The 26218-nt window shown below is 43.1% G+C and carries 23 protein-coding genes and 1 riboswitch; of the genes, 5 read left to right on the forward strand and 18 right to left on the reverse strand.

Annotation, left to right across the window (positions count from 1 at the left end):
* Positions 1 to 15: 15 nt before the first annotated feature.
* The 11 genes from cobU to G511_RS0114365 all read right to left on the reverse strand — a co-directional run bounded on the left by cobU (position 16) and on the right by G511_RS0114365 (position 11865).
* Positions 16 to 549 (reverse strand): bifunctional adenosylcobinamide kinase/adenosylcobinamide-phosphate guanylyltransferase, encoded by a 534-nt coding sequence (cobU, locus tag G511_RS0114315; RefSeq protein WP_028470229.1) that lies wholly within the window; start codon positions 547 to 549, stop codon positions 16 to 18.
* Entirely contained in the window at positions 546 to 2039 is a 1494-nt protein-coding gene (locus G511_RS0114320) for a cobyric acid synthase (RefSeq protein WP_245574060.1), read from the reverse strand. Before G511_RS0114320 ends, cobU begins: the two co-directional genes overlap by 4 nt.
* Positions 2036 to 3073 (reverse strand): threonine-phosphate decarboxylase CobD, encoded by a 1038-nt coding sequence (gene cobD / locus G511_RS23035; protein ID WP_051222087.1) that lies wholly within the window; start codon positions 3071 to 3073, stop codon positions 2036 to 2038. Before cobD ends, G511_RS0114320 begins: the two co-directional genes overlap by 4 nt.
* Positions 3070 to 4110, reverse strand: a complete 1041-nt coding sequence (locus G511_RS0114330; RefSeq protein ID WP_028470231.1) for a CobD/CbiB family cobalamin biosynthesis protein — start codon at positions 4108 to 4110, stop codon at positions 3070 to 3072. The genes cobD and G511_RS0114330 overlap by 4 nt, the downstream gene beginning before the upstream one ends.
* Positions 4107 to 5438: a cobyrinic acid a,c-diamide synthase CobB gene (locus G511_RS0114335; RefSeq protein ID WP_028470232.1), complete on the reverse strand. Its 1332-nt coding sequence runs from the start codon at positions 5436 to 5438 to the stop codon at positions 4107 to 4109. Before G511_RS0114335 ends, G511_RS0114330 begins: the two co-directional genes overlap by 4 nt.
* A complete protein-coding gene (gene cobO, locus G511_RS0114340; protein WP_028470233.1) occupies positions 5435 to 6076 on the reverse strand; it encodes a cob(I)yrinic acid a,c-diamide adenosyltransferase in 642 nt (213 codons plus the stop codon). Before cobO ends, G511_RS0114335 begins: the two co-directional genes overlap by 4 nt.
* Positions 6073 to 6651: a hypothetical protein gene (locus G511_RS0114345; RefSeq protein ID WP_028470234.1), complete on the reverse strand. Its 579-nt coding sequence runs from the start codon at positions 6649 to 6651 to the stop codon at positions 6073 to 6075. Before G511_RS0114345 ends, cobO begins: the two co-directional genes overlap by 4 nt.
* 75 nt (positions 6652 to 6726) lie before the next feature.
* Positions 6727 to 8556 (reverse strand): TonB-dependent receptor domain-containing protein, encoded by a 1830-nt coding sequence (locus tag G511_RS0114350; RefSeq protein ID WP_028470235.1) that lies wholly within the window; start codon positions 8554 to 8556, stop codon positions 6727 to 6729.
* A gap of 165 nt (positions 8557 to 8721) precedes the next feature.
* Positions 8722 to 8936: riboswitch (cobalamin riboswitch) on the reverse strand.
* Between the two features lie 163 nt (positions 8937 to 9099).
* Positions 9100 to 9864 carry a metal ABC transporter permease gene (locus G511_RS0114355; protein ID WP_036552164.1) on the reverse strand — a complete coding sequence of 255 codons (765 nt, stop codon included), beginning with the start codon at positions 9862 to 9864 and terminating at the stop codon, positions 9100 to 9102.
* A gap of 5 nt (positions 9865 to 9869) precedes the next feature.
* Complete coding sequence (locus G511_RS0114360) at positions 9870 to 10766, reverse strand: metal ABC transporter substrate-binding protein (RefSeq protein WP_028470237.1); 897 nt, start codon at positions 10764 to 10766, stop codon at positions 9870 to 9872.
* Entirely contained in the window at positions 10747 to 11865 is a 1119-nt protein-coding gene (locus G511_RS0114365) for an outer membrane beta-barrel protein (RefSeq protein WP_028470238.1), read from the reverse strand. Before G511_RS0114365 ends, G511_RS0114360 begins: the two co-directional genes overlap by 20 nt.
* Positions 11866 to 12089: 224 nt before the next feature.
* Here G511_RS0114365 and G511_RS23935 point away from each other — a divergent pair, with 224 nt between their 5' ends.
* Positions 12090 to 12611: a DUF1826 domain-containing protein gene (locus tag G511_RS23935; RefSeq protein ID WP_156905227.1), complete on the forward strand. Its 522-nt coding sequence runs from the start codon at positions 12090 to 12092 to the stop codon at positions 12609 to 12611.
* 177 nt (positions 12612 to 12788) lie between these two features.
* Here G511_RS23935 and G511_RS0114375 read toward each other — a convergent pair whose 3' ends face one another.
* The 3 genes from G511_RS0114375 to G511_RS0114385 form a co-directional block, all read right to left on the reverse strand.
* Positions 12789 to 14432, reverse strand: a complete 1644-nt coding sequence (locus tag G511_RS0114375; RefSeq protein ID WP_211224918.1) for a fatty acid--CoA ligase — start codon at positions 14430 to 14432, stop codon at positions 12789 to 12791.
* A 777-nt stretch (positions 14433 to 15209) separates the two neighbouring features.
* The gene (locus G511_RS0114380) at positions 15210 to 15716 is read right to left on the reverse strand and encodes a YqiA/YcfP family alpha/beta fold hydrolase (protein ID WP_036552148.1); all 507 of its coding nucleotides are present in this window, start codon (positions 15714 to 15716) and stop codon (positions 15210 to 15212) included.
* Position 15717: 1 nt separating this feature from the next.
* Positions 15718 to 16008: a hypothetical protein gene (locus G511_RS0114385; protein ID WP_028470241.1), complete on the reverse strand. Its 291-nt coding sequence runs from the start codon at positions 16006 to 16008 to the stop codon at positions 15718 to 15720.
* Between the two features lie 867 nt (positions 16009 to 16875).
* Here G511_RS0114385 and G511_RS23940 point away from each other — a divergent pair.
* From G511_RS23940 to G511_RS23050, 4 genes are all read left to right on the forward strand, one after another.
* Positions 16876 to 17259: a hypothetical protein gene (locus G511_RS23940; RefSeq protein WP_051222089.1), complete on the forward strand. Its 384-nt coding sequence runs from the start codon at positions 16876 to 16878 to the stop codon at positions 17257 to 17259.
* Positions 17260 to 17409: 150 nt separating this feature from the next.
* On the forward strand, positions 17410 to 18288 hold the full coding sequence (locus G511_RS23945) for a 3'-5' exonuclease (RefSeq protein ID WP_342664798.1): 879 nt from the start codon (positions 17410 to 17412) through the stop codon (positions 18286 to 18288).
* A complete protein-coding gene (locus tag G511_RS0114395) occupies positions 18285 to 18908 on the forward strand; it encodes a DarT ssDNA thymidine ADP-ribosyltransferase family protein (RefSeq protein WP_028470242.1) in 624 nt (207 codons plus the stop codon). The genes G511_RS23945 and G511_RS0114395 overlap by 4 nt, the downstream gene beginning before the upstream one ends.
* A 10-nt stretch (positions 18909 to 18918) precedes the next feature.
* Entirely contained in the window at positions 18919 to 20565 is a 1647-nt protein-coding gene (locus tag G511_RS23050; RefSeq protein ID WP_036552149.1) for an ADP-ribosylglycohydrolase family protein, read from the forward strand.
* Positions 20566 to 20889: 324 nt separating this feature from the next.
* On the opposite strand, the gene G511_RS0114405 is transcribed toward G511_RS23050, so the two are convergent.
* The 4 genes from G511_RS0114405 to G511_RS0114420 form a co-directional block, all read right to left on the reverse strand.
* Positions 20890 to 22521 (reverse strand): GMC family oxidoreductase, encoded by a 1632-nt coding sequence (locus tag G511_RS0114405; RefSeq protein ID WP_028470243.1) that lies wholly within the window; start codon positions 22519 to 22521, stop codon positions 20890 to 20892.
* Positions 22522 to 22550: 29 nt separating this feature from the next.
* Positions 22551 to 23942: an aldehyde dehydrogenase family protein gene (locus G511_RS0114410; protein ID WP_028470244.1), complete on the reverse strand. Its 1392-nt coding sequence runs from the start codon at positions 23940 to 23942 to the stop codon at positions 22551 to 22553.
* A 112-nt stretch (positions 23943 to 24054) separates the two neighbouring features.
* Positions 24055 to 25419, reverse strand: a complete 1365-nt coding sequence (locus G511_RS0114415; protein ID WP_028470245.1) for a glutamine synthetase family protein — start codon at positions 25417 to 25419, stop codon at positions 24055 to 24057.
* A 44-nt stretch (positions 25420 to 25463) separates the two neighbouring features.
* Positions 25464 to 26207 carry an N-formylglutamate amidohydrolase gene (locus G511_RS0114420; protein WP_245574065.1) on the reverse strand — a complete coding sequence of 248 codons (744 nt, stop codon included), beginning with the start codon at positions 26205 to 26207 and terminating at the stop codon, positions 25464 to 25466.
* Between the last annotated feature and the right edge of the window lie 11 nt (positions 26208 to 26218).

Raw genomic sequence — 26218 nt, forward strand, 5'->3', positions numbered from 1 at the left:
TTTAAATTAAATGCACTATGATTTGTGTTGATGATTACTAGATATAGGTTTAATAATGACAGGGATACCTGCAACCATTAAAACAACTTGGTCCGCCAATGCTGCAATTTCCTGATGCAACCAGCCGGCTTCGTCACAATAACGGCGCGTCAACTTGCCCATAGGTACGACTCCCATACCCGTTTCATTACTCACTAATATGATGTCACCTTTTGCATTACTTAAAGCATCAATTAACTGTTGCTTGCAATCGTCTATGCTTTTGTTCTCACATAGCAAATTTGTAACCCATAACGTCAAACAATCTATTAATAAACAATTAGTTGAAGAGCTTTTATTATTAATAACATCACTTATCTCTATTGGCTCTTCAAAGGTACTCCACTGACTCGGACGCTGGTGTTTATGCTGCTGTATACGCTCTTGCATCTCATCGTCATAGGCTTGTGCCGTTGCTATATAAATGACATCTGAACCGCTATTTTTAGCTAAACTTTCTGCGTAACTACTTTTTCCTGAACGTGCACCGCCAATAATAAAATGAATCACTCAGCACTCTCCTGAACAAAAGAGTCATTTAATAAATGATGAATAGTATCCATATCCAGATGCTCTTCAATTGAGTCAGCTAACCTATCCAGATCAATATCTTTACGTTGGTTATAGTCAAAAGAAGCAACCGTTTTTAGACCTGCCCATTGCAGCACTTGATTCACAACCTCTGAGGATTCAAATAAACCATGAAGGTAAGTTCCAGCAATGTGACCATCACAAGAAACAGCGCCTTCAGGCTTACCATCAGAGAAATGTATCAATGGAGTAGACAGCGCCTCACCGGTTGAAATTCCGCAATGAATCTCATAGCCAGCAACAGCAACAGCCTCTTTAGCATCAAGACAAAAAGTACCGGCTTGATTAGATAAGTGCTTTTCAGGATTAAGGCAAGTATCCATTGCAAGTAAATCTAACCCTTGTGAGCAACCCGCCTCACCTTCGATAGCATGAGGGTCATCGATAGTATGACCCAGCATTTGAAAGCCACCACACACACCTAATACTTTGCCGCCATAGCGAAGATGCTTACTGATTTGTAGATTCCAACCTTGCTTTCGCAACCACTCCAAATCACTGCGCACGGACTTTGAACCGGGTAAAATGATAAGATCAGCCGCTGGCATTGGCTGATCAGGCCCAACGTAAGTTAACTTAACGGATGGGTGCAAGCGCAATGGGTCAAAATCAGTATGATTGCTAATATGAGGTAGCACAGGAACAACCACATGCAATGCTTGTTCTGAATACTCAGGCTGCTGTAATGCAACTGCATCTTCTGCCTCAAGATGGAACCCATGCAAATAAGGAAGGACACCCAGCACAGGCTTACCCGTGTAATCCTCCAACCAATCAAGCCCTGACTGCAGTAATGCGATATCACCTCTAAAGCGGTTAATAATAAAACCTTTTACCCTGGCTTGTTCAGGTGCTGATAACAGCGCTAAGGTGCCGACAAGATGCGCGAATACACCGCCCTTGTCGATATCAGCAATAATAATGACCGGGCAATCCTCACGCTCAGCAAAGCCCATATTGGCAATGTCATTTTCACGTAAATTAATTTCAGCAGGTGAACCTGCACCTTCTACGATAACATAGTCGTATACAGCACGAAGGCGCTGATGAGATAACTCAACTGCATTCCAAGCCACCTGCTTATAATCATGATAAACCGTCGCTTCCATGTTACTCAGAGGTTTGCCATGAATAATCACCTGTGCACCAGTGTCGCTATTAGGCTTTAACAAAACAGGGTTCATATCAATGTGCGGCGTTAAGCCACACGCGTATGCCTGCACAGCCTGAGCACGACCAATCTCTCCACCATCGGCTGTTACCGCACTATTTAACGCCATATTCTGAGGTTTAAAAGGTGCTACCGATAAGCCTTTCCGCCACAACACACGGCATAGACCTGCCACTAAGGTACTTTTACCGGCATCAGAAGTTGTCCCCTGAACCATCAATGTGCCAATGCTTTTCATGTCTTTAACTCACTTAACGCCTTTTCAAGCTGCCGCCATGCCATATCGTTTTTAGGAAGACCTAAACGAAATGCCTGTAAATGTTCAAAATTACGAATAAGAATACCGTGCTCTGCAAAGTACTGATAAGCACAAAAAGCAGCTTGCCTCTGGACAGTCGATAATTGCACAGTACAAAAGAGAGGTGTTGATACAAATTCAAAGTCATACTTAGCTAGCAGAGTACAAAGCTGCTGGCTGTCTTTTGCTAAACGCTGTCGCATCAATGAATGCCAATTATCATCTTGTAGCGCAACAGCTCCCGCCCAGCGAGCCACACTGGATACAGACCACGTTGTTAGTTGTGCCGCTAAAGCAGATAACAAAGTAGATTCTGCCCACACAAACCCTAAACGAATACCCGCTAAACCAAAAAATTTACCAACAGAGCGCAATACAATTAGCCCATGTAGGGGGGCTGGAGTAATCATTGATAACTCAGCACTGTTAGGCATCGCATCAATGAAGGCTTCATCAAGAACCAACCAACCACTTTTTTTCTGAAGTAGGTCTAACCAGCGCTTTAAGTGTGTTTGCGATAAAAGCTCTGTTGTCGGATTATTCGGACGAATAACAACCACTACATCTAAGCGAGCAATCTTAGCGTCTAGTTCGTCAATACTAAGCTCTTGAACATCATGCCCTTGGCGTTTCCATTGGTAAGCATATTCAGCATACGCAGGTGATAAGATCCCCACACGTGAATGAGGCCTCAGCTTTGGCAGAGCCTCAATAGCAGCCTGGCTGCCAACAACGGCAAGCAGATGTGTTGATCCATAATAGCCAGCTGCCAGGCTTAAAAGGTTGTCATCTGCGTCGGGTAACTTTTGCCACACGTCTTGAGGGACTAGTGGTAACGGATAACTGTGCGGGTTAATGCCGGTAGATAGATCAATCCAGCTATCAATAGGAATATCAAACTGCTGTGCTGCATGATGTAAACGCCCACCATGAAACGGTGGATTTGGGTTACTAGTGAGAGTAACTTCACTCATAGTTTACCCCCAATATTAATAAAGAAAAACCATACAAACTCTGCAATGCCGATCAAACAGATCCACAGTATTAAGCTATGTGAAACTAATCGCATAGCACGCTGTAGATCTACTGCTTTGGGAAGTTCTCCAGTACCTAGCACTGGCTTATCATGCCAAACACCGTGATAACGTGTAGGGCCACCCAGCAATACTCCTAAGCCACCGGCCCCAGCTGCAATGACTGGCCCGCCATTAGGACTAGCATGCGCGGATGCTTGGTTTTTCCAGCACATCAGAGCTTTCCTAGTATTAGATAAAATGGCATAGCTCAACGCTGTACAGCGTGCGGGTAAATAATTAAGAAGATCATCTAACTTTGCAGCGACATAGCCAAAATGGCAATAACGTTCAGTGCGATAGCCCCACATAGCATCTAAGGTGTTCACTAAACGATAAAATATAGCACCTGCACCACCGGCAATAACAAACCAAAAAATGGCACCAAAAATCGCATCGCTGCCATTTTCCAGAACTGATTCAATTGCAGAAACTTCAATATTAAGTGCTTCAGGGTCGCGGCTAACTATCATCGCTGTGTGGTGGCGAGCACTGGCATCGTCTTGACGAAATAAAGCGTCTGCAATCGGTTGAATGTGATCCCATAAGCTACGATGCCCTAATGCAAGGTACAAAAGAAGCGCGTTTAGCAGACTATTTAAGACGAATGACTCCCACTCACTAGACAACCAGTAATGCAAAAGAAGCGGAAGAGGCAAACATACAAGAGCAACGGCTAAAGCTCCTAACAATCGAAGCTTTATTAATGATGATTTTATTATCGATGCATCTACTAACAGCTCAGTTGAAAGCCCTTCTAAAAGCTCATTTGAGTTTACCTCAAGCGAGCGAAGCTTTTGTGAGTGAGCTTTTTGTAAGTTGAATATGCATTCCACTTTTTTCGCGATCCAACCAAAACCAACGAGAGGATGCCAACGCTTAGGCTCCCCTACTAACCAATCGATTAACACACCGAGTAAGATGGTTGCGCTGATCATTCAGGCTTAAAAAGAGCAATACAAGCATCCACTGCTGATGGGAAATAATGATGAATATAACTAGCGTATAAATTTCCTTTTCTATACACAGCTTCAGATGTACGAGCGTAATTAGGGCATAAACCCTGATAATCTGCTATTTCATCAGTTTCAAAAGAGGAATGGTGGTAAGTATGTCCCCGCAGTATACCCTCGGGTAATGCAACACTTTGCATAGCCAGAGCGGTTAAGCGAGGCTGCATTGTTACCTTCCCTTTAAGCAGACCCAGCATGGGTTCAGTATTGCCGTTAAGATCAGTGAGGGACTGTGCAAGATAGATCATACCACCACACTCAGCAACCAGAGGCTTATTTGCATCTACATGCGCTTTAATGGCTTTTTTCATTGCATCATTAGCAGCAAGTTTTTGTGTAAATAACTCAGGGTAGCCCCCAGGTAAATAGACACTATCCACATCGGGCAAAACCTGATCCTGCAATGGTGAGAAGAACACCACCTGTGCGCCCAATTGCCTTAACAATGTGATATTCGCTGGGTAGATAAACGAAAATGCTTCATCTCTTGCGATACCAATACGAATACCGGCTAAAGCAGGGCTTAACTCACTTGGTAAAACGTCATTATTTTCGGTGTCTGTAGGCAGTGGGTTTGCTTCAAAGCATACCGCAGGTGGCAACTCACTTGCCCCTGTTGTTGAGATCATTTGTGCTGCTGTATTTAGACGATCATCAAGATCATTAATTTCACTGCTTTGCAGTAGACCTAAGTGTCTGCTTGGAAGCTCAACATCTTTAGATCGTTTGATACCACCATACCAGCGAATAGACTCAGGCAAGCTATCACGCAATATCTCAGCATGACGATCGCTACCAAGACGGTTCGCTAATACACCAGAAAACGGTAAGTCACCTTGAAATGTCGCCAAACCATGAGCAATAGCGGCAAAGGTTTGTGCCATTGCCGAACCATCGATGACAGCTAATACAGGTACACCAAACAAGCGAGCTAAATCAGCACCTGAAGGCTTACCATCAAACAAGCCCATGACACCTTCAATTAATATCAGATCGGCACGTTTTGCTGCATCGTGTAACAAAGCGCGGCTTCGCTTTTCGCCTACCATCCATAAATCGAGTGCATTGACAGGCTCGCCGGAGGCAATTTCTAAAATCATAGGATCAAGAAAATCAGGCCCCGTTTTAAAAACTACGACTTTACGTCCAGCATTACTGTGCAATCGCGCTAATGCCGCCGTGACTGTGGTCTTTCCTTGGCCTGACGCGGGTGCGCTGATAAATAACGCAGGGCATGATATTGCATCACTCACAGTTCAACACCTTTTTGCGCCTTAATACCTGCCTGATAAGCATGCTTTACAACCTGCATCTCAGTTACGGTATCAGCAATATCTATTAACTCTTGCGGTGCACCACGGCCTGTAATAACCACATGCTGATTCACAGGGCGGCTTTCAACTGCCTTAATAACCGCTTGTAAATCAACATATTTGTATTTAAGCGCAATGTTCAGCTCATCAAGTACAACTAAGGCAATGTTCTCATCATTGAGAAGCTCTTCAGACTGCTTCCATGCTTTAGTTGCGGCTGCAATATCACGTTCTTTATCTTGTGTTTCCCAGGTGAAGCCTTCACCCATTACGTAATACTGTACTTCTGGGAAGCGCCTAAAAAACGCTTCTTCGCCTGTACTGAAAGCACCTTTAATAAATTGCACAACACCAACCTGCATATCATGGCCTAACGCGCGTGCAACCATACCAAAGGCAGAGCTACTCTTGCCTTTACCATTACCAGTATGAACAAGACATACCCCGCGGTCTTGATCAGCACGAGCAATAGACTGGTCTATTATCTCTTTTTTGCGTTTCATACGTGCGAGGTAACGCGCTTCTCGCTGCTGCTCATCCGTTAGCTCAGATGATTCTGATAAGTGTTTATCACTCATAGTGTTTCAGCTCCAGAGTGACGAGTTCTATTAAACCAGCCCAGGAACAAGTAAGCAGTAATGGCACAACCTACATAGAAAAATACTGATTCAAAATGCGCAGGTGAGTACTTAATTAAGCGGTTAATCATTTCACCCATATTCGGGTCTGTATATCGACCAGAATAAAAGTAGAAACTACCACTGGATATAATCTGGCAAACAGCAGTCCCCAGTATCAAACTACTAAACAGAGTTAGTAAACTGCTCCACTGTTCTTGGTGGCGTTTGGCATACCAGCGCCCTGCCCACCACATAGAAGCGTAAGCCGGAACCAACATAATGTAAGTGGGGGTTACGCAAAACGAACTAACGCCACCAAAAGTGATCGCCGCAAAATCAAGAAGAAACGCCTCCAAAATCAGCAACGGAAAAGACCATAACGGTTTAAGAAAAATACCTGCCAGAAAAAACACAGCCCAAGAAGCACTCGGCAAATGATCGATGGATGCGAAATGATGACCACGGGTCACCGCCATCAGCAAAATCAAAAATGCACCGATCATCAATTGTGATCGTGGTTGAATATTCATCATGATAGATATCTCTTAAGTAAGTTGAACTAATGATGTTAAGTCTATGTAATTAAATACATTTATCAACACGAATTATTAAGGTTGATAAGCCAGTGTAAACAAGGCAGTTGAACCCGCCTGGTTATAACCACTAATTGTTTGGTACTGCTTATCGAGTAAGTTGCTTAGCTTGGCGCGTACTTGCCATGCCGGTGCTAACTGGTACGCGGCACGCAGATCAACAGTACCAAAGCCTTCTAAAGAGCTTGTATTACTATCGCTGGTATAACGACGACCTTCAGCATGTAATGTTGCACCTAAAGTCAGTGCGCCAAAATCACGATCAAGATTAATATTTATAATCCTGTCAGCACGACGCTGTAGACGATTTCCTTTATTAGCACCTGAACGGACTTCAGGGTCAAGAAATGAAAGATTACCGCTCAGCAACCATTGCTGCCATTGATAATCAGCACTGAGTTCTAATCCGCGGATACGTGCTGAATTGATATTGCTAGGCAACCATCTAAAAGGATATAAAACACTCGGTGTAGGAGCCCACGCAATCATATCTTTAAAGGTTGTTTGATAAAGCGAAGCTTGCCACTTCACGCCCTGATGCTTTCCTCTCAAGCTCAACTCAAAGGTGTCTGATTCTTCTGGTACAAGGTCAGCATTCCCTTGGTTCCCTCTAGCATCCAAAGGATAATATAAATCATTAAACGAAGGCGCTTTGAAAGCAGTACCATAAGAGGCCACAAGTTTAAGGCTATCATTGAACGGAATTCCCCAAGCTACCCCGCCTGTCGTGTGAGAACCAAATTGCTCGTTCTCATCTCTACGAATACTGAACTGCAAATCAGACACACCTAACGCTAATTGATATTGAGCAAAGCCCGCCCAGTTATAACGCTCTTTTTCATCAAAAGTGTTACTGGATACAATTTGATCATTTAGATAATCCACACCAAAGATGAGCTGATTTTCATCACCTATCAGCACATCGTTTTGAATAGTGAAAGAGTCGCGCACTGTCTCAAAGCGACTTTTAAATGTGTTACCTGAAAAGGATTTTTTCTTGTTCCAGCTTCGCCCTCCAGACACGTTAACAAGCCACATATCAGATACAGCAATAGTGCTACGTGCACCCATTACTTTAGTTAGAGTGTCATCACGGTCAGTACTAAATCCATCGTATTTATTTTCAGAATCGGTGATAGAAAAGAAACCTTCAAGCTCATGCCCGCCATCAAAGCGCTGCCCCAGTCTTAGCTGTAAGCCTTGGTTGTGATAACCATCACCATCGATATCGCCCGTAGTTTTTGAATCAAATCCATCAGTCGTAATGCCTGATGCAGTGACATTGAACCAACGGTTTTGATCACCACCCTGAAAACCGACTTCAGCTAAAGATGTACCGTCTGAGCCTGCTGAAAGAGTAAAAGAAGGGGTTAGCTTACCTGCACCACGACGTGTGAAAATTTGGATAACGCCACCGGCAGCATCCGAACCATACAAAGATGAACGTGGTCCACGAACAATTTCAATACGCTCAACCTGGCTCAGGTTAAGTTCTTCAACACTTACTTGCCCTAGCGTAGCTGAACCAACACGGATACCATCGATCAAAATCAATGAGTTTTTTGTCGATGTGCCTCGCAGGTAAATACTACTCGATTTACCAATGCCGCCACTGTTGGTGATCATTACACCTGGCGTTTTTTGTAATATGTCAGCCACAGTAATGGCTTGTGAACGCACAATATCTTTACGTGTGATCAAGGTGACTGAAGCCAGCGTTTCATCAACAGACTGAGCAGTACGAGAAGCTGTTACCAGTACTTCGTTAAGATTGGTTGTTTGGGCTGCAACCAAAGAGGAATAACAGCACGCCGTTGCTAAAACGGTGTTGGAAAATTTTTTCATGGGTCAGATGGTGTCCTGTACGTGCCCGCCGCACGCCAATAAAATTAATGGCACTAGCGAACAGGAATGAACAGAAACACAATAACCGAAAGGCATGAACTAGCTAACATGCTAGAACTAAAACTGTAGGGATGTGCTGCCGCTGCATTAGCCCTCCGCTATGCCGACTGAATAGTGTTTGAGGCCGGTCTCCGGACTTACGAGAGGATAGTCACCCCAACATTACGCCTTCCCATGTATGACACAGTGGCTTTTGTAATGTCTTAACTCGATTACCGTTGCGGGGGCAGTGTAGGCTTTGCCTGTTAAAAACAGTACGCACCAACTTCCCGTTTAAAATCCTGCTTTGCAACAAGACTACCAAAAACTGTGTGCATTCTAGGGAGATGAACCGGCGGGGTCAACATCAAAAGTCATGAATAAATTTAACGATAAACCACGCTCTATTCATCTATGATTTTTATCAAGGCTGATAAAAAAACAAGCGCGTAAAACGCGCTTGAGTGAAGGGTAACATTGTAATTTTTTGAAACGAGCTGTTAATCAAGATGGTGTCTGGGTAACTGCCTCCATTCGACCAAACCGCTGCTGTAAACCCAGCGCAATAAGAAGGGATAAAATGACGCTAACAACAACGCAAGCCGCTGCAGGAAGGTCGTAGAGCCAAGCAGCGGTTAACCCCACAACAAAGCCCATAGATCCAACTAAGTACGACCAAGCTTTTGACCTGTTGTGCACAATAGACGCCAGAGCTGGCGCTATCAGGCAAACAAACACCAGATAGATTCCCGCTTTAACAACAGAAAGGGTGATTGTGACCGCAAAAACGAGATAGAAAAAGCGCTCTAATTTTTCCGGCCAGATATGGGCAAGTAACTGCACACCTACTGCAACCAGAGCGAGTAGCGTAAGGTCTTGCCAGCTCAACCAGAGAATATCTCCACTTAACGTACGAGTTAACAGTTGGCCACCCTTTGGCTGCCCCGCCACCAATAATACTAATGCTGAAGCAGCAGTGACGTATATTAAGCCTATAAATGCCTCACGCCACTCGGGAAAGCTTCTATTAATCCAGGCGACTAACCCAACTCCTAACAAAGCAAACAATACTGCAATACCCTGTATAAGCCATTGGTTATTATCGTGCCAATGCACCTGACTGACTAGCACTGTTCCTAATGCAGCCACTTGAGCAATCGCTAGATCTATAAAAACGATCCCTCGTTTTAGCACTTGATAACCCAGCGGAATGTGGCTTGCCAAAATCAATAAACCGGCTACCAATACGGGCAACCCTATTTCGAGCATCTGCACTACTGAACTTCCTGTAGCTGAATAAGAAGGTAATCAAATAGACGTTGGAGGTTATTAATATCCCCTTTCAGATCCACTGTTGCAGGTAGGTTTAGGTGTTTAACCCCTGTTTTATCAGACATCCAGCGCGCTGCTCGATCGTTCTGATACCAATTGGTAATAATAGCAACGGGTTGTTCTTGACGAGCATCGTCAATCAAGGATTGTGCATGCGCCATCGTTGGTGGCACACCCGGTTCTGGCTCCAAATCGGCAATAGCATCCATGCCTGCCCACTTAATCAGATAACTAAAGCTGGTATGTTGCACAACCACAGGCTGACCTATTAACGTCATTGCTTGCTGTTGCCACTGTTCCATCGATTTCTGCCAGTGCTTTTGCCATTGTTCAAACGCCTGCTGATATAACTGCTGAGAATCAGAGTCAATGCGCTGTAAACGCTGACTAATCACCAAGGCCAATTTCAATACCCGGTCAGGATCTAGATGAAAATGAGGGTTACCTTCTGGATGAACATGCTTGGTACTAAAGAATTCAGTTTCATGTTGATCTATCGTCTTAATATATTGAGACAGGTAAAGCATGCCATCGGCACCATCAATAACCTTTCGGTTAGCTGCACGCTTTTGTAATGCGGGAAGCCAACCAGATTCCAGCCCCGCCCCGCTACAGATAACTAAATCAGCTTTCGCTAACTTTGAGATCAAGCTGGGACGTGCTTCAATATAGTGCGGGTCCTGATAGACATGAGTAGCACTAAAGACTTTGGCTCCGGGCGCTAACTCCTCACTGAGTGCAGCCCATTCTGGTTCGCAGGTGAAAATGGTTAAAGCTTGCGCGGTATTAACCAGCGCAAGCAAACTTAGGGCAAATAACTTAGAAGCTATGCGCAGCATGTGCACCGAATCCAATTTGGTAATGCAGTGTGATAGCGTTGTCAGCCCCTTCCATATGATTAGCATCCTGATGTTTATACTCCAGGCGTAGCCTTTGTGTATGAGTAGGCATCCAGCTCAACATGACGCTTGTTTCAGTTAAATGGCTTGCTTCCCATTCATGCTCCCCTTCATGCTCGTGCTCTTCTGCCAAGTTTACACGACCGTGTCGAATACCAGTCGACCACTTTTCATCAAACTGATAAACCCCTGACAAGTACCAGCCATCGTAATGGTCAAATTCTGCACCATATACGTCATCAACATGGGCATATTCAGCCGCTAGCTTAACTTGCTTTTGGCGATTATTTCCTTGGGGAGCCCACTTCCAAACTAGGTCTGCCAAGTAAAGCGTTTTCCCTTGGTAGTCAGCACCATGAACGTGTCCTTCATGTTCGTGTTCCTCATGCTCATCGCCCTCTTCATCCTCATGATGACCCGATTCTTGAGTTCTATTACGTAGGTAGCTTAATCCCATCTGCCAGCGAGCGTTATTACCAATATCGTCACCAAACTCAGTCGATAGCGTCCAAGTACCAATGCTTGATACTGAATTTTCTTCACCCAACTCATCACCCGTAAAAGCACCTGCACTCAAGCGCCAATATCGATCTGTAGGTGCCAGCCAACTCACACCGATACCATCATCAAAGTAATGTCCACCTAAAAAGGCTCTGTATAGCAAAGGTCTTTCGCTGAAGTTGTCGGAATGGCTGTGAGTAGAATTAAGGTAACCGATGTCTGCCAAAAAGCGCCCAGCTGTAACATTAAAACCGCCTGGTAGCGCTGTAGATTGAAGGTAAGCTTCTTCCAGCTGAAGATCACTCTCCTCCTCATTCCATTCACCGACCAAAGCCATGTGTGCTGTTGCAAGATCAGCAACATCCTGCGATAGGCTTAATTCGCTATGACTCGAGCCAAAACCTTCAGTACGCCCCCCTAGAGCCGTAGTTTCTGATTTGTGATAAGCATCCAAAATTACACCTACCTCAAGTGCATGAACACTACTTGCCTGCGAGCAAAGCATAGCCGAAGCCAATACCATCGCTTTTCTTTTCATTACCAAACCTCTAAACTCAAATGTTATGTTATAACATTATAATTAGTTTTTAATTTTATTGAAATAGGTGATTGTTTTAGGTGTGACAGAACAAGTAGAAAGTAATGTTAATTTAAAGAGTCACCAGAGTAATAATAACTACACTACAGGGGGCTCCCCTGTAGTGATGACAACTATCTATGAAGAAATAATACACTTAGTCATATTTCAGCGGTCGTTGCCTGATGAAGTCACCAATTATTGCCAAAGACTACCCAAGCTTTAACCTACGCTCGGTTATCAGCTATAAGACGCCAATGCAGTCGATCAAATCCTCATTACCGGACTTGGCAGGACAGCACTCATTTATAGAAGATCTTATTTTATTATTAGAAATGTATAGCTGCTTGTTTGACCTTGATGAGGTTGGTTTAAGGTCACAAGTGCTTGATCGTGCGATGTTCCCCCGCTTCCATACAGATAAACTAGGTTGTCATCTGGTCACCACTTATCATGGGCAAGGAACGGAATGGCTCCAAAATTGCGATACAGAGCGCAGTAAGCTCGGTGCAGGTAACAAGGGGTTAAGTGACAAGAAGTCGGGATTATTCACTCATGCGGCCAGCATTCAGCAAGTAAGCGAGGGTGATATTGTGCTGTTAAAAGGCGATGACTGGTTTGCCAATGACGGATTAGGGGCGGTTCACCGATCCCCAGCCGTTGTTCCAAGCGAGAAGCATGTTGTTATAACGATGTATTTTGCCTGAGCAGAGTCCGACCTACATCTCTCAGTAATAGTCACACGTTTATTATAAGGTAGTAATTTTCAGTTTGGGGCTAAATAGGGCCTCGACTCTAAAACCGCCAGATTTAATCTAGCACTGATATTTCCCAGTGCTAGATTAAGTCCGAGCCACTGCATTTAAGAAGTGGCTTTTAGGGCATTAGTTATCCACTTGATCGCGAATCAATTTTTTATTGATCTTACCAACACTGGTTTTAGGTATTTCTTCAACAATGCTGACTCGCTCAGGAATAGCCCACTTAGCAATCTGGCCACTCGCCACATATTGCTGTAGGTGCTGCTTAATATCATCTGCATCAATCGAACTATCATCAGCAGGAACAATCATCGCAAATGGCCGCTCACCCCAGCGTTCATCTGGCACGCCGACCACTGCCACCTGATTTACCGACTCATTCTGGCTAATCAAGTTTTCCAGCTCTAGAGAAGAGATCCACTCACCGCCGGTTTTAATCACATCTTTAATGCGATCTTTAATCTCTAACGTACCATCGGGTGAGATCGATGCGACATCACCGGTATGTAACCAACCGTTCTCCCAAAGCTCATCACTTTTTTCGGGCTCTTTGTAATAGCCTTGTGTCAACCACGGCGCACGTACCACCACTTCGCCCATAGCCTCTCCGTCATGGATAACGGGCTTACCTGCTGGGTCAACAATGCGTAGATCAACCAAACCAACCGGCATACCCGTTTTAATCCTCTCTGACATTTGCTCTTCCATCGGCTGAGCAAGGTCATCATGATGTAAGTAGGTAGCCGTTAATAATGGGCAGGTTTCAGACATACCATACGCGGTATAAAATTGAATGCCGCGTTCAGCCATATGCTTAGCCATACCTAAAGTGGGTGCGCTACCACCGGTAAGCATCTTCCAGCCTGTTAAGTCGGTAGTTTTAGCCGCATCACTATCAAGAATCATCTGCAACACTGTGGGCACACCATGCGAGAAAGTCACTTTCTCTTTGGCAAACAACTCAACCAGCTTATTTGGCTCGTAACGGCCTGGGTAAACCTGCTTAATACCTAACATGGTTGCCGTATAAGGAACGCCCCATGCATGCACATGAAACATCGGCGTCATCGGCATATAGACATCGTTTGAGCGTAACAAAGGCTGGCCTTCGTAGCAGCCTAACGTTGCTGCCATATTCAATGTATGCAGCACTAATTGACGGTGTGAAAAGTAAACGCCTTTCGGGTTGCCGGTAGTTCCGGTGGTATAAAAGGTAGTCGCTATTGAATTCTCATCAAAATCTGGGAAATCATACTGATCAGATGCGTTAGCCACTAGGGCCTCATACTCACCCAAGGTATTTAAACTCGTTTGTGCAGCACTTGCATTATCTGATAACTGCACGTAACCACGCACACTTGGGATTTGCTCGCCAAACTGCTCAGCTAGAATCAGAAAGTCATCATGTACCAGCACATAGTTATCTTCAGCATGGTCCATCGTGTAGATAATCTGATCAAGACTCAAACGTACATTCACATGATGCAGTACAGCGCCAATCATAGGCACTGCAAAATAAGCTTCTAAATAACGGTGACTATCCCAATCCATCACCGCCACCGTATCGCCTGCCTGCACCCCTGCTTCTGTTAAGACATTGGCCAACTTACAGATACGCTGGTTGAGCGTTTTATAGTCGTAACGTAAAACATCACTATAGACAATTTCGTGATTAGGTTCGTAACGCTGACCAGACAGCAGCAAACTTTTAATCAGTAACGGAGATGGGTGAGCATTCTGCGAGGGAGCGAGTATTTTAGTTTTCATTATCCAGACCTGTTGTTTTTATTCTGTCCTTATAAAAGCGACGTGCTTTACTAACTAAGCACATCGTTCAACAAAGAATAAGTAGATATACTTATTTTGGTTGTATTACAGCCACTCTCACAATAACAAAACAGCTCAAAGTTGTAACATTTTTGTTCAGCTTTTGGCCAGCACCCGCGAACCTTGGCTATGCGCACTCGATTAATAGACTAATAGACAACATAAAAGGAAATCCCGTCGGAATAATATGCACGCCAGTTGGGCAGTTAATGAGTGCTGCTAACCCAAGTATCATCCCCTCGCCTCCTGCACCATAATCACCTATTGAGATCGCATCGTTATGTGATAACGTCCTTATTTAAAAGATCTCCTTCTAGTCAATATACAATATCCTCATAAATAGTAATCAAGCAGACGCTAGACAAATTGGGACCAAATCTGATTATCAACTATTAACCAGCCAGACACTCCTAGCAAACAGCTCGCATAGAAATAATTTAAAGACCTCTCATAGCATTTGCTGCTTGAAACTCTACCTAATAGCTCACCTGCTTTCACCCAAAGAAGATGGATTGAAATATTTAGAACTGCCAACTAATACAATAATCCCCCACTCACCAAAAACTACCTGAGCCTGTTCTGTAAAAAAGTGACGTTTGATCGTCACTAAGCACTCAGAACAACACAACATTTAAACGCCTTAAAGAAAGCCTCTACTTAACGACCCTTTAAAAATAAATAACACAAAGAAGACAAAACTCTTCTTAATATCATTACTTATAACGACAGCCTGCCTGTGCGAGAAATAAGAAACTGCGAAAACAGCTTTTCGACAACCTCAATAGAGGAGTTAAGTCGATGATCCCCAGCAATTAAATGTAATGAGCAGTTCATTTTTTTTGCAAATTTAATGGAGCTTTCTGATGAAATAACATCATCAGACCAACCATGAACAACTTCTATGTAAGCTTTACTCTCATAGCTTTGCTTTTTGTAACCTGACACAAATAAAGCGGGCGCTAATAAAAACACCCCTTTTGTATCGACTTGTTCTGCAGCAACCACAGAAACGTATCCTCCCATGCTTGAGCCCACTAGCAAGAATTCATCTTCTTCATCTTTCAATACGCTTATGAGACGCTCAACCCTAAGATCAGGGTCTAATATATCTGAGTAGTCGATACTCTCAACACTGCAATCATGTTCTTTAGCAATGCTGGCGAGTCTATTGATTTTACTGCCCCAAGGGCCACTCTCTTTCCCATGTGAAAAATATACTTTCATATCACGCCGTCTTTTTAATTTGTACGCCTTCAATTTCCATTACAGAATTAGCATCTGCACGTTCGATAATTTTGAGCAAAGCGGATTGAAGAACCTCATTTTCCCTAGCATCCGTTTCACTCGCAAACCGTTGCTCTTGGACTTCTTCGTTTTCGCTCTGGGCAAACTGAACAACCACCTCAGTTGCACAATCCGCACTATCACCAAAGTACGATAGTGTGATTTTGGGATAGCCTTTAAAGCCCTTCTTGACCTGCTTCGCAATGCGTTTTTTAGCTTTATCAACATTCATAGGAAATCCTTATAAGCACTGTAAGTGAGAACATAGATACAGAGGTCTGTGAGTAAATTGTGCGGTAGCAACGCCTTGCGTATGTTCGCTAAGAGTGAAATCATGAAATAAAGCCCCCTTTACAAGAGGGTTACCATTCATAGCGATTTACGCCGTTATTAGATGTTAACTACCAACGAATGACAAGGGCCTACTTAACGACTATAGCTGTACCATTGCACGCGAAAGGCATAAATAATAGCGAGCCATGTACTAGTACGTGTACATAGTCACTTTTGCTGGCAAATATCGTTTACCTTATTGATGAGGCTAATCAATAGAAATTATTCGTTGCTGTTCGCACCTCCGAATTTTTTTATTTTAATACTGTAACTCTTTTATAGAAATAACAAAAAGAAATATACGCTGTAGATAAAACACAACAACGCTGAATGATTAATTCAGGTTGTTTAAATAACTTAAGTTATAAGTAACAGAGATGACCTGTTATTAGAAATTATTACGATTAATTGAAATGCTTTATGACTCAGACAAGAAAAATAATCACACTAACACCTCCTTCCATTAAACTCTTAGAAACAAAAAATTAACAAGCAATAAATGGCTACGAAAGCGTATCGATAAAATTATTAGACATGACTGTTTTCAGTACTACATTTCCTTTGTAATTTAGATATCTTAATCTAGTAATTATTTTAATTAAAGGACTGAGACTAACACCTTTCCTAGAAAATAAAATCTAGAAATCACTATCATCTAGATATGTGTCAAGTTTAAGTGACTATTTATTATTATACTTATCAAACATTACTTCGTTGCAAGTATAATATAGGGATATGCTAATTATGAGTCAAAGGAAGTTGATTTATGAGATGTCTAAGGGATGTTGCTCCTACAGCGGAGCAGCTAAGTATTGTTTCTCGTAACAAGCCTGGTATAGAAGTAATTCGTGGCGCTGCGGGTAGTGGAAAAACCACAACAGCTTTGTTACGGTTAAGGTCTTTGATAGGTGTTTTTTTAAATAGGCGTAGGAGGCAAACACAGCCTCAACCCGTCAAAATTTTAGTTCTAACGTATAATAGAACTCTTAGATGTTATATTCAAGAGCTAGTTGACCATCAGGTCAATGAGGGAGAGAAAGTACACATTACAGTATCAACCTTTGCTAAGTGGGCATATAAGCTACTACTTCCCCTATCCATTTGTAACGATCAATCAAGAACGGCTGCTCTCAAAGGCTTTGCAATTTGAGCATCAATAGCCCTTGACACAGCATTTATTGCTGATGAAGTAGAGTATTTACTTGGTAGGTTCCCTTTAAATAATTTAGATGATTATATTACAGCGCGAAGAGATGGTAGGGGTATTACTCCCCGAGTAGAAAGAGGGCTTAGAGAACAGATTATTGAAAAGGTAGTAAAGCCTTATATCAATTGGTTGGCAGACACTAACCAGCTAGACTGGAACCAAGTTTCCATGCGGGTTATATCCGAGGTAGAACCACAAAACTATGACATTATTATTTGTGATGAAGTTCAAGATTTTACAGCAAACCAAATCCGCGCTGTAAAAAATCACGTAGCTGAGATTAGCTCTTTGACCTTTATAGTCGACACTGCACAAAGAATATACGCACGAGGCTTTACTTGGGCTGAAACAGGCATAACGATAATGCCTAACAATTCATTCAGGCTAGGCAGAAATTATAGAAATACCAAACAAATAGCGGCTTTTGCTTCATCATTAGTTGAAGGAATACCAACAGATTCTGATTTTACGATTCCAGATTTCAACTCTGCTGCAAATGAAGGTAGTCAACCTATTTTAATTGAAGGTCGTTTTAATAATCAGGTTGAATATGCGATCAACTTTATTAAGCATGATGTTGATCTTAGCTGTGAGTCCGTTGCGTTTTTGCACCCTAAAGGTAGAGGGTGGTTTAAACATCTTGAAATAAAGCTGAAAGCTTCAAATCTTAATTATATTGATATAACTCGATTAGAAGACTGGCCTGAAGGGGAAGAAAATATTGCACTTAGTACACTCCATTCATCAAAAGGCTTGGAATTTGATCATGTAATAATTCTAGGATTAAGTAACGAATGTATGCCTGCCATATTGGAAGACCATTCAGATCAGAGGCTTATACAATCAAGAAAATTGCTAGCTATGGGTGTGGGACGAGCTAAGAAAACCGTGATAATAGGCTATAAACCTGACGATAAGTCCGAGATCATAGCCCTTTTCAATCCAGCCACTTATCAGGTACATACACTATGACAATTAGTGAAGTTGTATCCTCCAGAAACATCAAAGAAGTTGTTCATTTCTCGACGAATAAAGGACTGATTGGTATTCTTGCTACTCGTCATCTTAAAGCAAGAAACCTTCTAAACAACGACCAATATTTAGAGTTCATACTAAAGAAAAATTCAAAATATAGATCAGACCCAAACTGGGTAAACTATATCAGCTTGTCAATTACCAAGATGAACACAATTTTTTTTAGTTATTGCAGTGAATGGCACGATGATATCAAGTGGTGTGCTATATGTTTTTCACCTTCTATACTGGAAGATGAAGGAGTTATTTTTACCACAACTAACAATATTTACAAATCAAGTGTTAAACGAGCTGAAGGCTCGGAGGGGCTCTCAGCCATGTTTGGCTCACCCATTAGAAGTAGGTACACCTCTGTTATAGATAGATCTAGGTCAGATCCAGAAAACATGCCTACTGATATACAAGCAGAAGTATTATATCCTGAACAAATTTCAATTGATTATATTGAAAGGATTATAGTGCGAACAGATGATGATGCGGATGACATTTGTGGCATAACAAGTAGTTTTGGGCATAGTCATATTCAAGTAGAAGTCGACCCCACATTTTTTAAGTGAGTAAAATTAGGTGTCTATTAAAGAAAGCATTGTAAGATCTGCGATTTGGTCAGCCTATGGTGATGCTTTAGGCTTTATTACTGAACTGACAGATAAAAAAGGTCTGAAACATAGAGCAGGCTCGTTAGAAATCAGAGAACTAACAAATTGGACTCGAAAAATAGGCGGGTTAAGTGGAACCTTTGTAGATTTTCCTGCAGGAATATATTCCGATGACACTCAATTACGCTTAGCGACCTCTAGAGCTATTAACGCAGATGGGTACTTTGACGTTGAAGCTTTTGCGAAGATAGAACTCCCAGTATGGCTATCGTACTGTTTAGGGGCAGGTCGAGGAACAAAAGCCGCTGCTTCAAATTTAATAAGAAACGACATTAATTGGTTTTCAAATTTTTATAGAGATAAAAACCTAGATTACTTTCAATCAGGAGGCAATGGTGCCGTCATGCGAATTCAGCCGCATGTATGGGGGAATTTAAACTCAGATGTCGAAGGTGTGCTATTAGATGTTTTTAGAAATAGTATTTGCACTCATGGACACCCCAGAGGAATTTTAGGTGCCTGTTTTCATGCTCTTTTTCTTCTTCATGTATTTAACCACAAGGTAGTTCCGAGCATTGATGATTGGTATAAAATTGCTAAAAATTTAATAATTGTTCCTGATATTATTGAAGATGATATGCAGATTGCTACATTTTGGAAACCTACATGGGAATCCCAAACTGGGAAAACTTTTAAAGAGGCCGTTAAAGAGACAATTATAGAAATTCTAGATGATATAAGACTTTTAGAGACGTCTTACAACCAGAGTTGTACTCCATATCATCAGTACATTTCAGCTTTAGATCTATTAGGTGGATATGACCCAAAACAGAGAGGCTCGGGAACTAAAACGGCCTTACTAGCATCATTTTTATCATTACTATTCATAGATACCCCTCAAGAAGCAATGCTCACTGCAGTTAATCAGCTAGGGAGCGATACGGACACTATCGCAACTATTGCCGGAGCAATTTTAGGAGCGCTATCTGAAAACCTTCCTAACGAAAAGCTTATTGATCAAAAGTATATAGAAAAAGAAGCTATGAGAATTGGAGATTTGAATAGTGGAACAACAGACTCAGAATTTTCTTATCCTGACCTTTTTGGCTGGCAAGCCCCTAAACGCCTCTCAGATGCTTTAGATGGTTTAAATGATAAATATATGATTAAGGGGCTTGGGGTTTCAAGGTCGATCGGAAAACCTCTTATTATTGGGAAAAAAGAAAGTTTGCGCTGGTTATGGATACAAACTTCGTATGGTCAAACGTGTTTAATTAGAATTAAAGAAAAATTACCAGAAATTAATGGCAGTATCGTCAATCCAAAATACGTTTACCTTAAAGATACCCCTATCAAAGATAACCCAAAAGATACAAACAGCCTTCAAGATACACAGCAAGACCTCCTAACAAGTCAAAACCCTAATAAGTGTGTTGAAAACAATCAGCCGGTGGACATTGAAACGTTAACTATGAGAACCATTAACTTAGGTCTAAAAGCACGCGATATAGGTAACGATATTAGGAAAATGTTAGATGATGGAAGAACAATCGAAGAACTTGTTGCATATACTGCAATCATATCCAAGGCTGATAAAAACAATGAAAAAGGGTAACTGATTTTTTTTTGTTATCTTTCAAGGACCTCTTTTCTGGGATCTTTGATAATTAACGTTCGATGCTATAATTCTTAGAAAAGCATAGCATCGAACTAATAGTTATAGTGATTCGTATTCTTATCGCTTTCCCTTATATAAATCTATAATAAAAATATCGAAACTCGATGTATAGAACGTCAAAGGTTGATAGCTGTATTATTAATAGATCCCTCTTCTTTTTGCCTTTCTATACAACATAATGAACAGAAAATTACGTACCCCATACAAAGATGCCCTCACCACTAAGTAATGAAGGCTCATTCCATACCCTTTTCTCAGTGACTAACCAGCCTGCTCTGCCAAGATCATCTGGGCGCCTTTCTCAGCGATCATCATTGAAGGTGCGGATGTATTCCCGCTTATTAACGTTGGCATCACGGATGCATCCATTACTCGCAGGTTACGCACCCCTTTAACTTTAAGTGTTGCAGGGTCAACTACTGCCATCTCATCAATACCCATTTTGCAGGTACCTACGGGGTGATACACAGTTGTTGTTGTGTTGCGTAGGTATTCGAGTATTTGCTCGTCTGTTTGCACATCTTTACCGGGAGCCATCTCTTCACCACGTAGATGATCAAACTCTGGTGACGCTAGAATTTCGCGGGCTTTTTTTACCCCTTCTATTAATACCTTTTGGTCGCGCTCATCAGCGAAGAAGTTATGATCGATCAACACATTTCGTGTGGTTCCATCATTGGCTAATTTTACGCTGCCAGCGCTTCGTGGGCGCAGCACACAGGTAAATACCGAATAACCATGGCCAAGCTCAAACTTTTTACCACGATGGCTACGAAACAAAGGAGTAAAGTGAAACTGCACATCTGGGTCTGCATCAGCAGAACCTGGTTCAGCAGCGTTTGCTAATTTTGTTTTTGCAAAACCACCTGCTTCTACGTAATTGGTGGTCCACCAACCTTTGCGCGCTAACCAGTACTTAAACGGTGCAGGGATAATATGCGGTAACAATGTCCCTAAGGAGATACCAATCGTTTGGGATTTTGATGAGCGAACCGTCACCATGCTATCAACATGGTCTTGCAGGTTTTCACCCACCCCAGGAAGGTGCAGTTTGCACTCTATGCCTAGCTCATTTAATGCCGCTTTATCACCAATGCCAGACGCCAATAAAATCCGTGGTGAAAGAATAGTGCCTGCACAAAGAACAACTTCTTTGTTACAGCGTAGTTGTTGCGGGGCACCGTTTTCTTCTACCTCTAAACCTATTACTGTATCGTCACCAATTTGTAACGCCACGACTTCGGTGTGAGTCATTACTGTGAGGTTTGGCCGTGATAATACTGGCTTCACAAATGCACTATAGCTACTCACACGTTCGCCGTTGTTTTGCTTTACATCATATATACCCAAACCCAGCTGCGTTTCGCTATTAAAGTCGGTGTTTTCGGGTAATCCTGCGGCGGCGCCTGCTTTAACAAAAACCTTACACGCAGGGTTGGGGTCCTGTGGCTTAGTTACACTCAACTCACCGTTATAACCGTGATACTCAGCCTTTTGAGCATTTTGATTGGCTTCCATTTTCTTGAAAATAGGTAAAACATCAGCGTATGCCCAACCTTCACAGCCTAGCTTAGCCCAGCCGTTATAATCATTCTGATTACCGCGAATGTACACCATGCTATTTATCGCACTTGAACCACCAAGTGCTTTACCCCGGTTAACCATCATGGTGCGGTTATATAGGTGGCGCTGTGGAGTCCCTTCAAAGGTGTAGTCGTATGTTTTATTCCCATAGAGGCCAAAGATGCCGGCCGGGATCGATACCAAAGGACTTTTTCCACTGCCGCCCGCTTCGATCAAACAAACAGTAATCGATGGATCAGCACTGAGCCGGTTTGCTACGACGCAACCAGATGAGCCGGCACCAACAATGATGTAATCATAGGATTTCATTGCTTATCTTCCTCACATCAGCGCAATCATTAATCGGTGGATGTTTTAAAGTGAAAGCTTTTTGGGCGTGTTAGTGCATCAAAGCCCATCGCCGATAACGAGCAACCACGCCCGGTATCCTTAACACCGGTCCACGCTAATGCTGGGTCTAAATAATCACAACGATTCATAAATACTGTGCCGGTTTCTAACTGCGGCGCTATACGCTCTGCTGCGCTTAGGTCTTCTGTCCAGATACCTGCCGTTAGGCCAAAGTCAGAGTCATTCATCAACGCTATGGCTTCGTCGTCACTGGATACTTTAATCACACCTACCACCGGGCCAAAGCTTTCATCCATCATGATAGACATCTCGTGTGTTACATCAGATAACACTTGTGGTGCCATATACGCAGAACCCGGCTGATCCAGCGTAAACTTACTGGTATCTACGTGGGTTTTAGCTCCGGCTGTTATCGCATCAGCCACTTGGTTGCGCACAAAATCAGCGGCTGCAGGTTTAATCATGGGGCCAAGGTTCGTGGTTGTTTCTAGAGGGTTGCCCAACACATAAGCTTGTCCTGCTGCGGCTAAACCTTTGACAAACTCATCATGAATGCTCTCGTGAACATAGATACGCTCTATGCTGCAGCATGACTGTCCACTGTTAAAGAAAGCACCATCTGCTAAATTCTCAATCGTATAGGGGAGGTTACAATCTGCCCGTACATAAGCAGGGTCTTTTCCACCTAACTCCAAACCCAGTGGAATAAATTGCCCTGCTGCTGCCTGCTCCATTGCTTTACCACCACCAACGGAGCCGGTGAAGCACACCATGTCGACATTACCAGAGCCAATCAACTCACTGGTAGTGGAGTGATCCAATACAATATGTTGGAACACGCCTTCAGGCAGGCCTGCTTGGTCAAAGGCATCTTGTATACGCTCAGCCACCAATAAGGTATTAGCTGCATGTTTTAGCACAACAGCATTACCCGCTAATAAGGCAGGAATCACAGAGTTTAGTGCTGTCATAAAGGGGAAGTTCCATGGTGCAATCGTCATAATCACACCCAATGGCTCGTGGCTTATTTTGCGTACAAACCCCGGCTTTTCACCAGGATCTAGTGGTTGCAACGAGGCTTCAGCAATGGAGATCATATGACGGGCACGCTCTTCCAAGCCGCCAACTTCACCAGCCCCCTGGCTTATAGGCCGCCCCATTTGCCATGCTAACTCTTGCGCTATGCGCTCTTTCATATTCACCATGGCATCGACTGCTGCACTACAAAACTTACAACGCTGTGCAACAGTTAACTGCGCCCAACTATGCTGTGCTGCTTTACTGCGAGCAAATAGTGCAGCAACTTGTTCTGCATCGGCTATAGGGCGCTCTGCATACACACTGCCATCAACTGGCGAAATACATTGGATTTTACTCATGGCTTTGTCTCATTTTATTGTGCTCTATACTCAGTGTATTTTTTCTGGCGCTGTTTTTATAGTGGCGTGTTTATAACGGCGTTGCTCAGCATTGTTTTTATTGCGGGCATTACTAAGCGCGCTCAAAACCACGTGCTACTTCCCAATCGGTTACGCGCTTGTCATGCTCTTTCTGTTCCCAGCGTGCGGCATGTACATAATGGTCGACAACATCATCACCAAAGGCTTCACGTAGCATGGTTGAAGCATCCATTTTTTCTGTCGCGGCCCTAAGCGTATTTGGTACCTGCCTGGCATTTTCACCTGCGTAAGCATCACCGACAAACTCAGGCTCTAGTGCTAGCTTTTGCTCAATGCCTGCTATGCCTGATGCCAGCTGCCCCGCCAGTGCAAGATACGGATTTAAATCAGCGCCGCCAATGCGACACTCAATACGAATCGCCTTTGTTCCTTCGCCACAAAGTCTGAAACCTGCTGTACGGTTATCTAAACTCCACACGGCTTTTGTCGGGGCAAACGTACCTTCTTGGAAACGCTTATATGAGTTTATATACGGCGCTAACAGACAAGTCACATCATCCGCATGTGCCAACAAACCTGCCAGATAGTGGCACATCAGTTCAGACATGCCATGAGGACGGCTTTCATCCAAAAACAACGGTTTTCCGTCTAGGCTCCACATAGATTGATGCACATGGGAAGAGCTGCCAGCAGCATCGTTGTGCCACTTGGCCATAAAGGTTATGGCTTTACCGTGTGCCCAGGCGATCTCTTTACAGCCATTTTTAACAATAGAGTGTTGATCTGCGGTTGTGAGCGCTTTGTCGTATTTTATGTTGATCTCTTCCTGACCAGCAGATGCCTCACCTTTAGAGCATTCCACGGCAATACCAGCACCGTATATACCATTACGCATAGCCCGGATAACCGATTCTTCCTTGGTCGTTTGGAAGATGTGATAATCCTCGTTGTAAGCACTTGCTAGCTTCATATCACGATAGCCAGACTCGCACGCTTGAGCGTAACTCTGATCAAATAGGAAAAACTCTAGTTCGGTCGCCATCATAGGCTGGATACCCATCGCACTTAACCGCTCGATTTGCTTACGCAATATAGCGCGTGGCGAGTGAGAAATTGGGTTGTGATGGTGATCTAACACATCGCATAATACTAATGCGGTACCTTCTAACCATGGCACGCGGCGAAGTGTGCTCATGTCTGGTTTCATCACATAATCACCGTACCCAGCTTCCCAGCTTGTAGACTTGTAACCTTCTACAGTTTCCATCTCTAGATCAGTTGCCAGCAGGTAATTACAGGAATGCGTTTCTTCTACTGCATGATTAATAAAGTAATCAGCATGAAAGCGCTTTCCCATCAGGCGCCCTTGCATATCAACCATACAGGCTAATACCGTATCGATGCTTCCTGTCGCAAATTCTTGTTTTAATTCTTCCAGCGTCAGCATAGCGTTCATCAGGTTTCCTCTTAAAATCGGCTAAATTCTTATTGGGTTATGAGCTAAGTAAGGCTATTCAACGTATCAGCTACTAATTTTGCCCACTCTTGCTGCCCTACATCATCAACAATCAAATCATTACGCACTTCTAGCATTATATTCGGTATTTGCTGCTCATCACCGTGACGAGTCACCATATGTAACACCGGGTCTGATGGCCCATAAGGCTCATTCATGCGAATGTCAAAGCGACTTCGTTTACTGGCGCTCTGGTAAAAATCATGAGCAAAACTATTATTTTCATGGCAAATAACACCTAGCTGTACTGCTCTGTTTTGCCCCATAAATACAGGAGTAAAACTATGAATAGTAACCAGTATGGTTGCTCGACCTGCCGCCTTACGTATTGCTATTTGTGCTGCAATTTCTTGATGAAACGGCTCATAGATACGTTCTATCCGGTAATTGCGTTGTTCTGCTGTGAGGTCTTTATTGCCCGGAATCTCGGTGACTTCACTTAAAGGTGGCACAGCACTCGCTTCACAAGGCGGGCGATTACAGTCATACAGCAAGCGTGAATAACGCTGTAAAACCAAACTCGCATCCAGCTGGCTACTTAACTTTTTCGCCATGTCGGCTGCGCCAATATCCCATCCTATATGACTGAGCCGTTCGGCTTGGCTTAACCCTAAATTGGAAAAGCTATCTGGGATGTAATGACTGGCATGCTCACACACCAGCAATACATCTGATTTTCCCAAAGGATTAACTAATTCTGCCGACGACTGTTCTAAACCTTGCATCATCACAGTAGTCA

The sequence above is a fragment of the Neptunomonas japonica DSM 18939 genome (genome assembly GCF_000422765.1).
GTDB lineage: Bacteria > Pseudomonadota > Gammaproteobacteria > Pseudomonadales > Balneatricaceae > Neptunomonas > Neptunomonas japonica.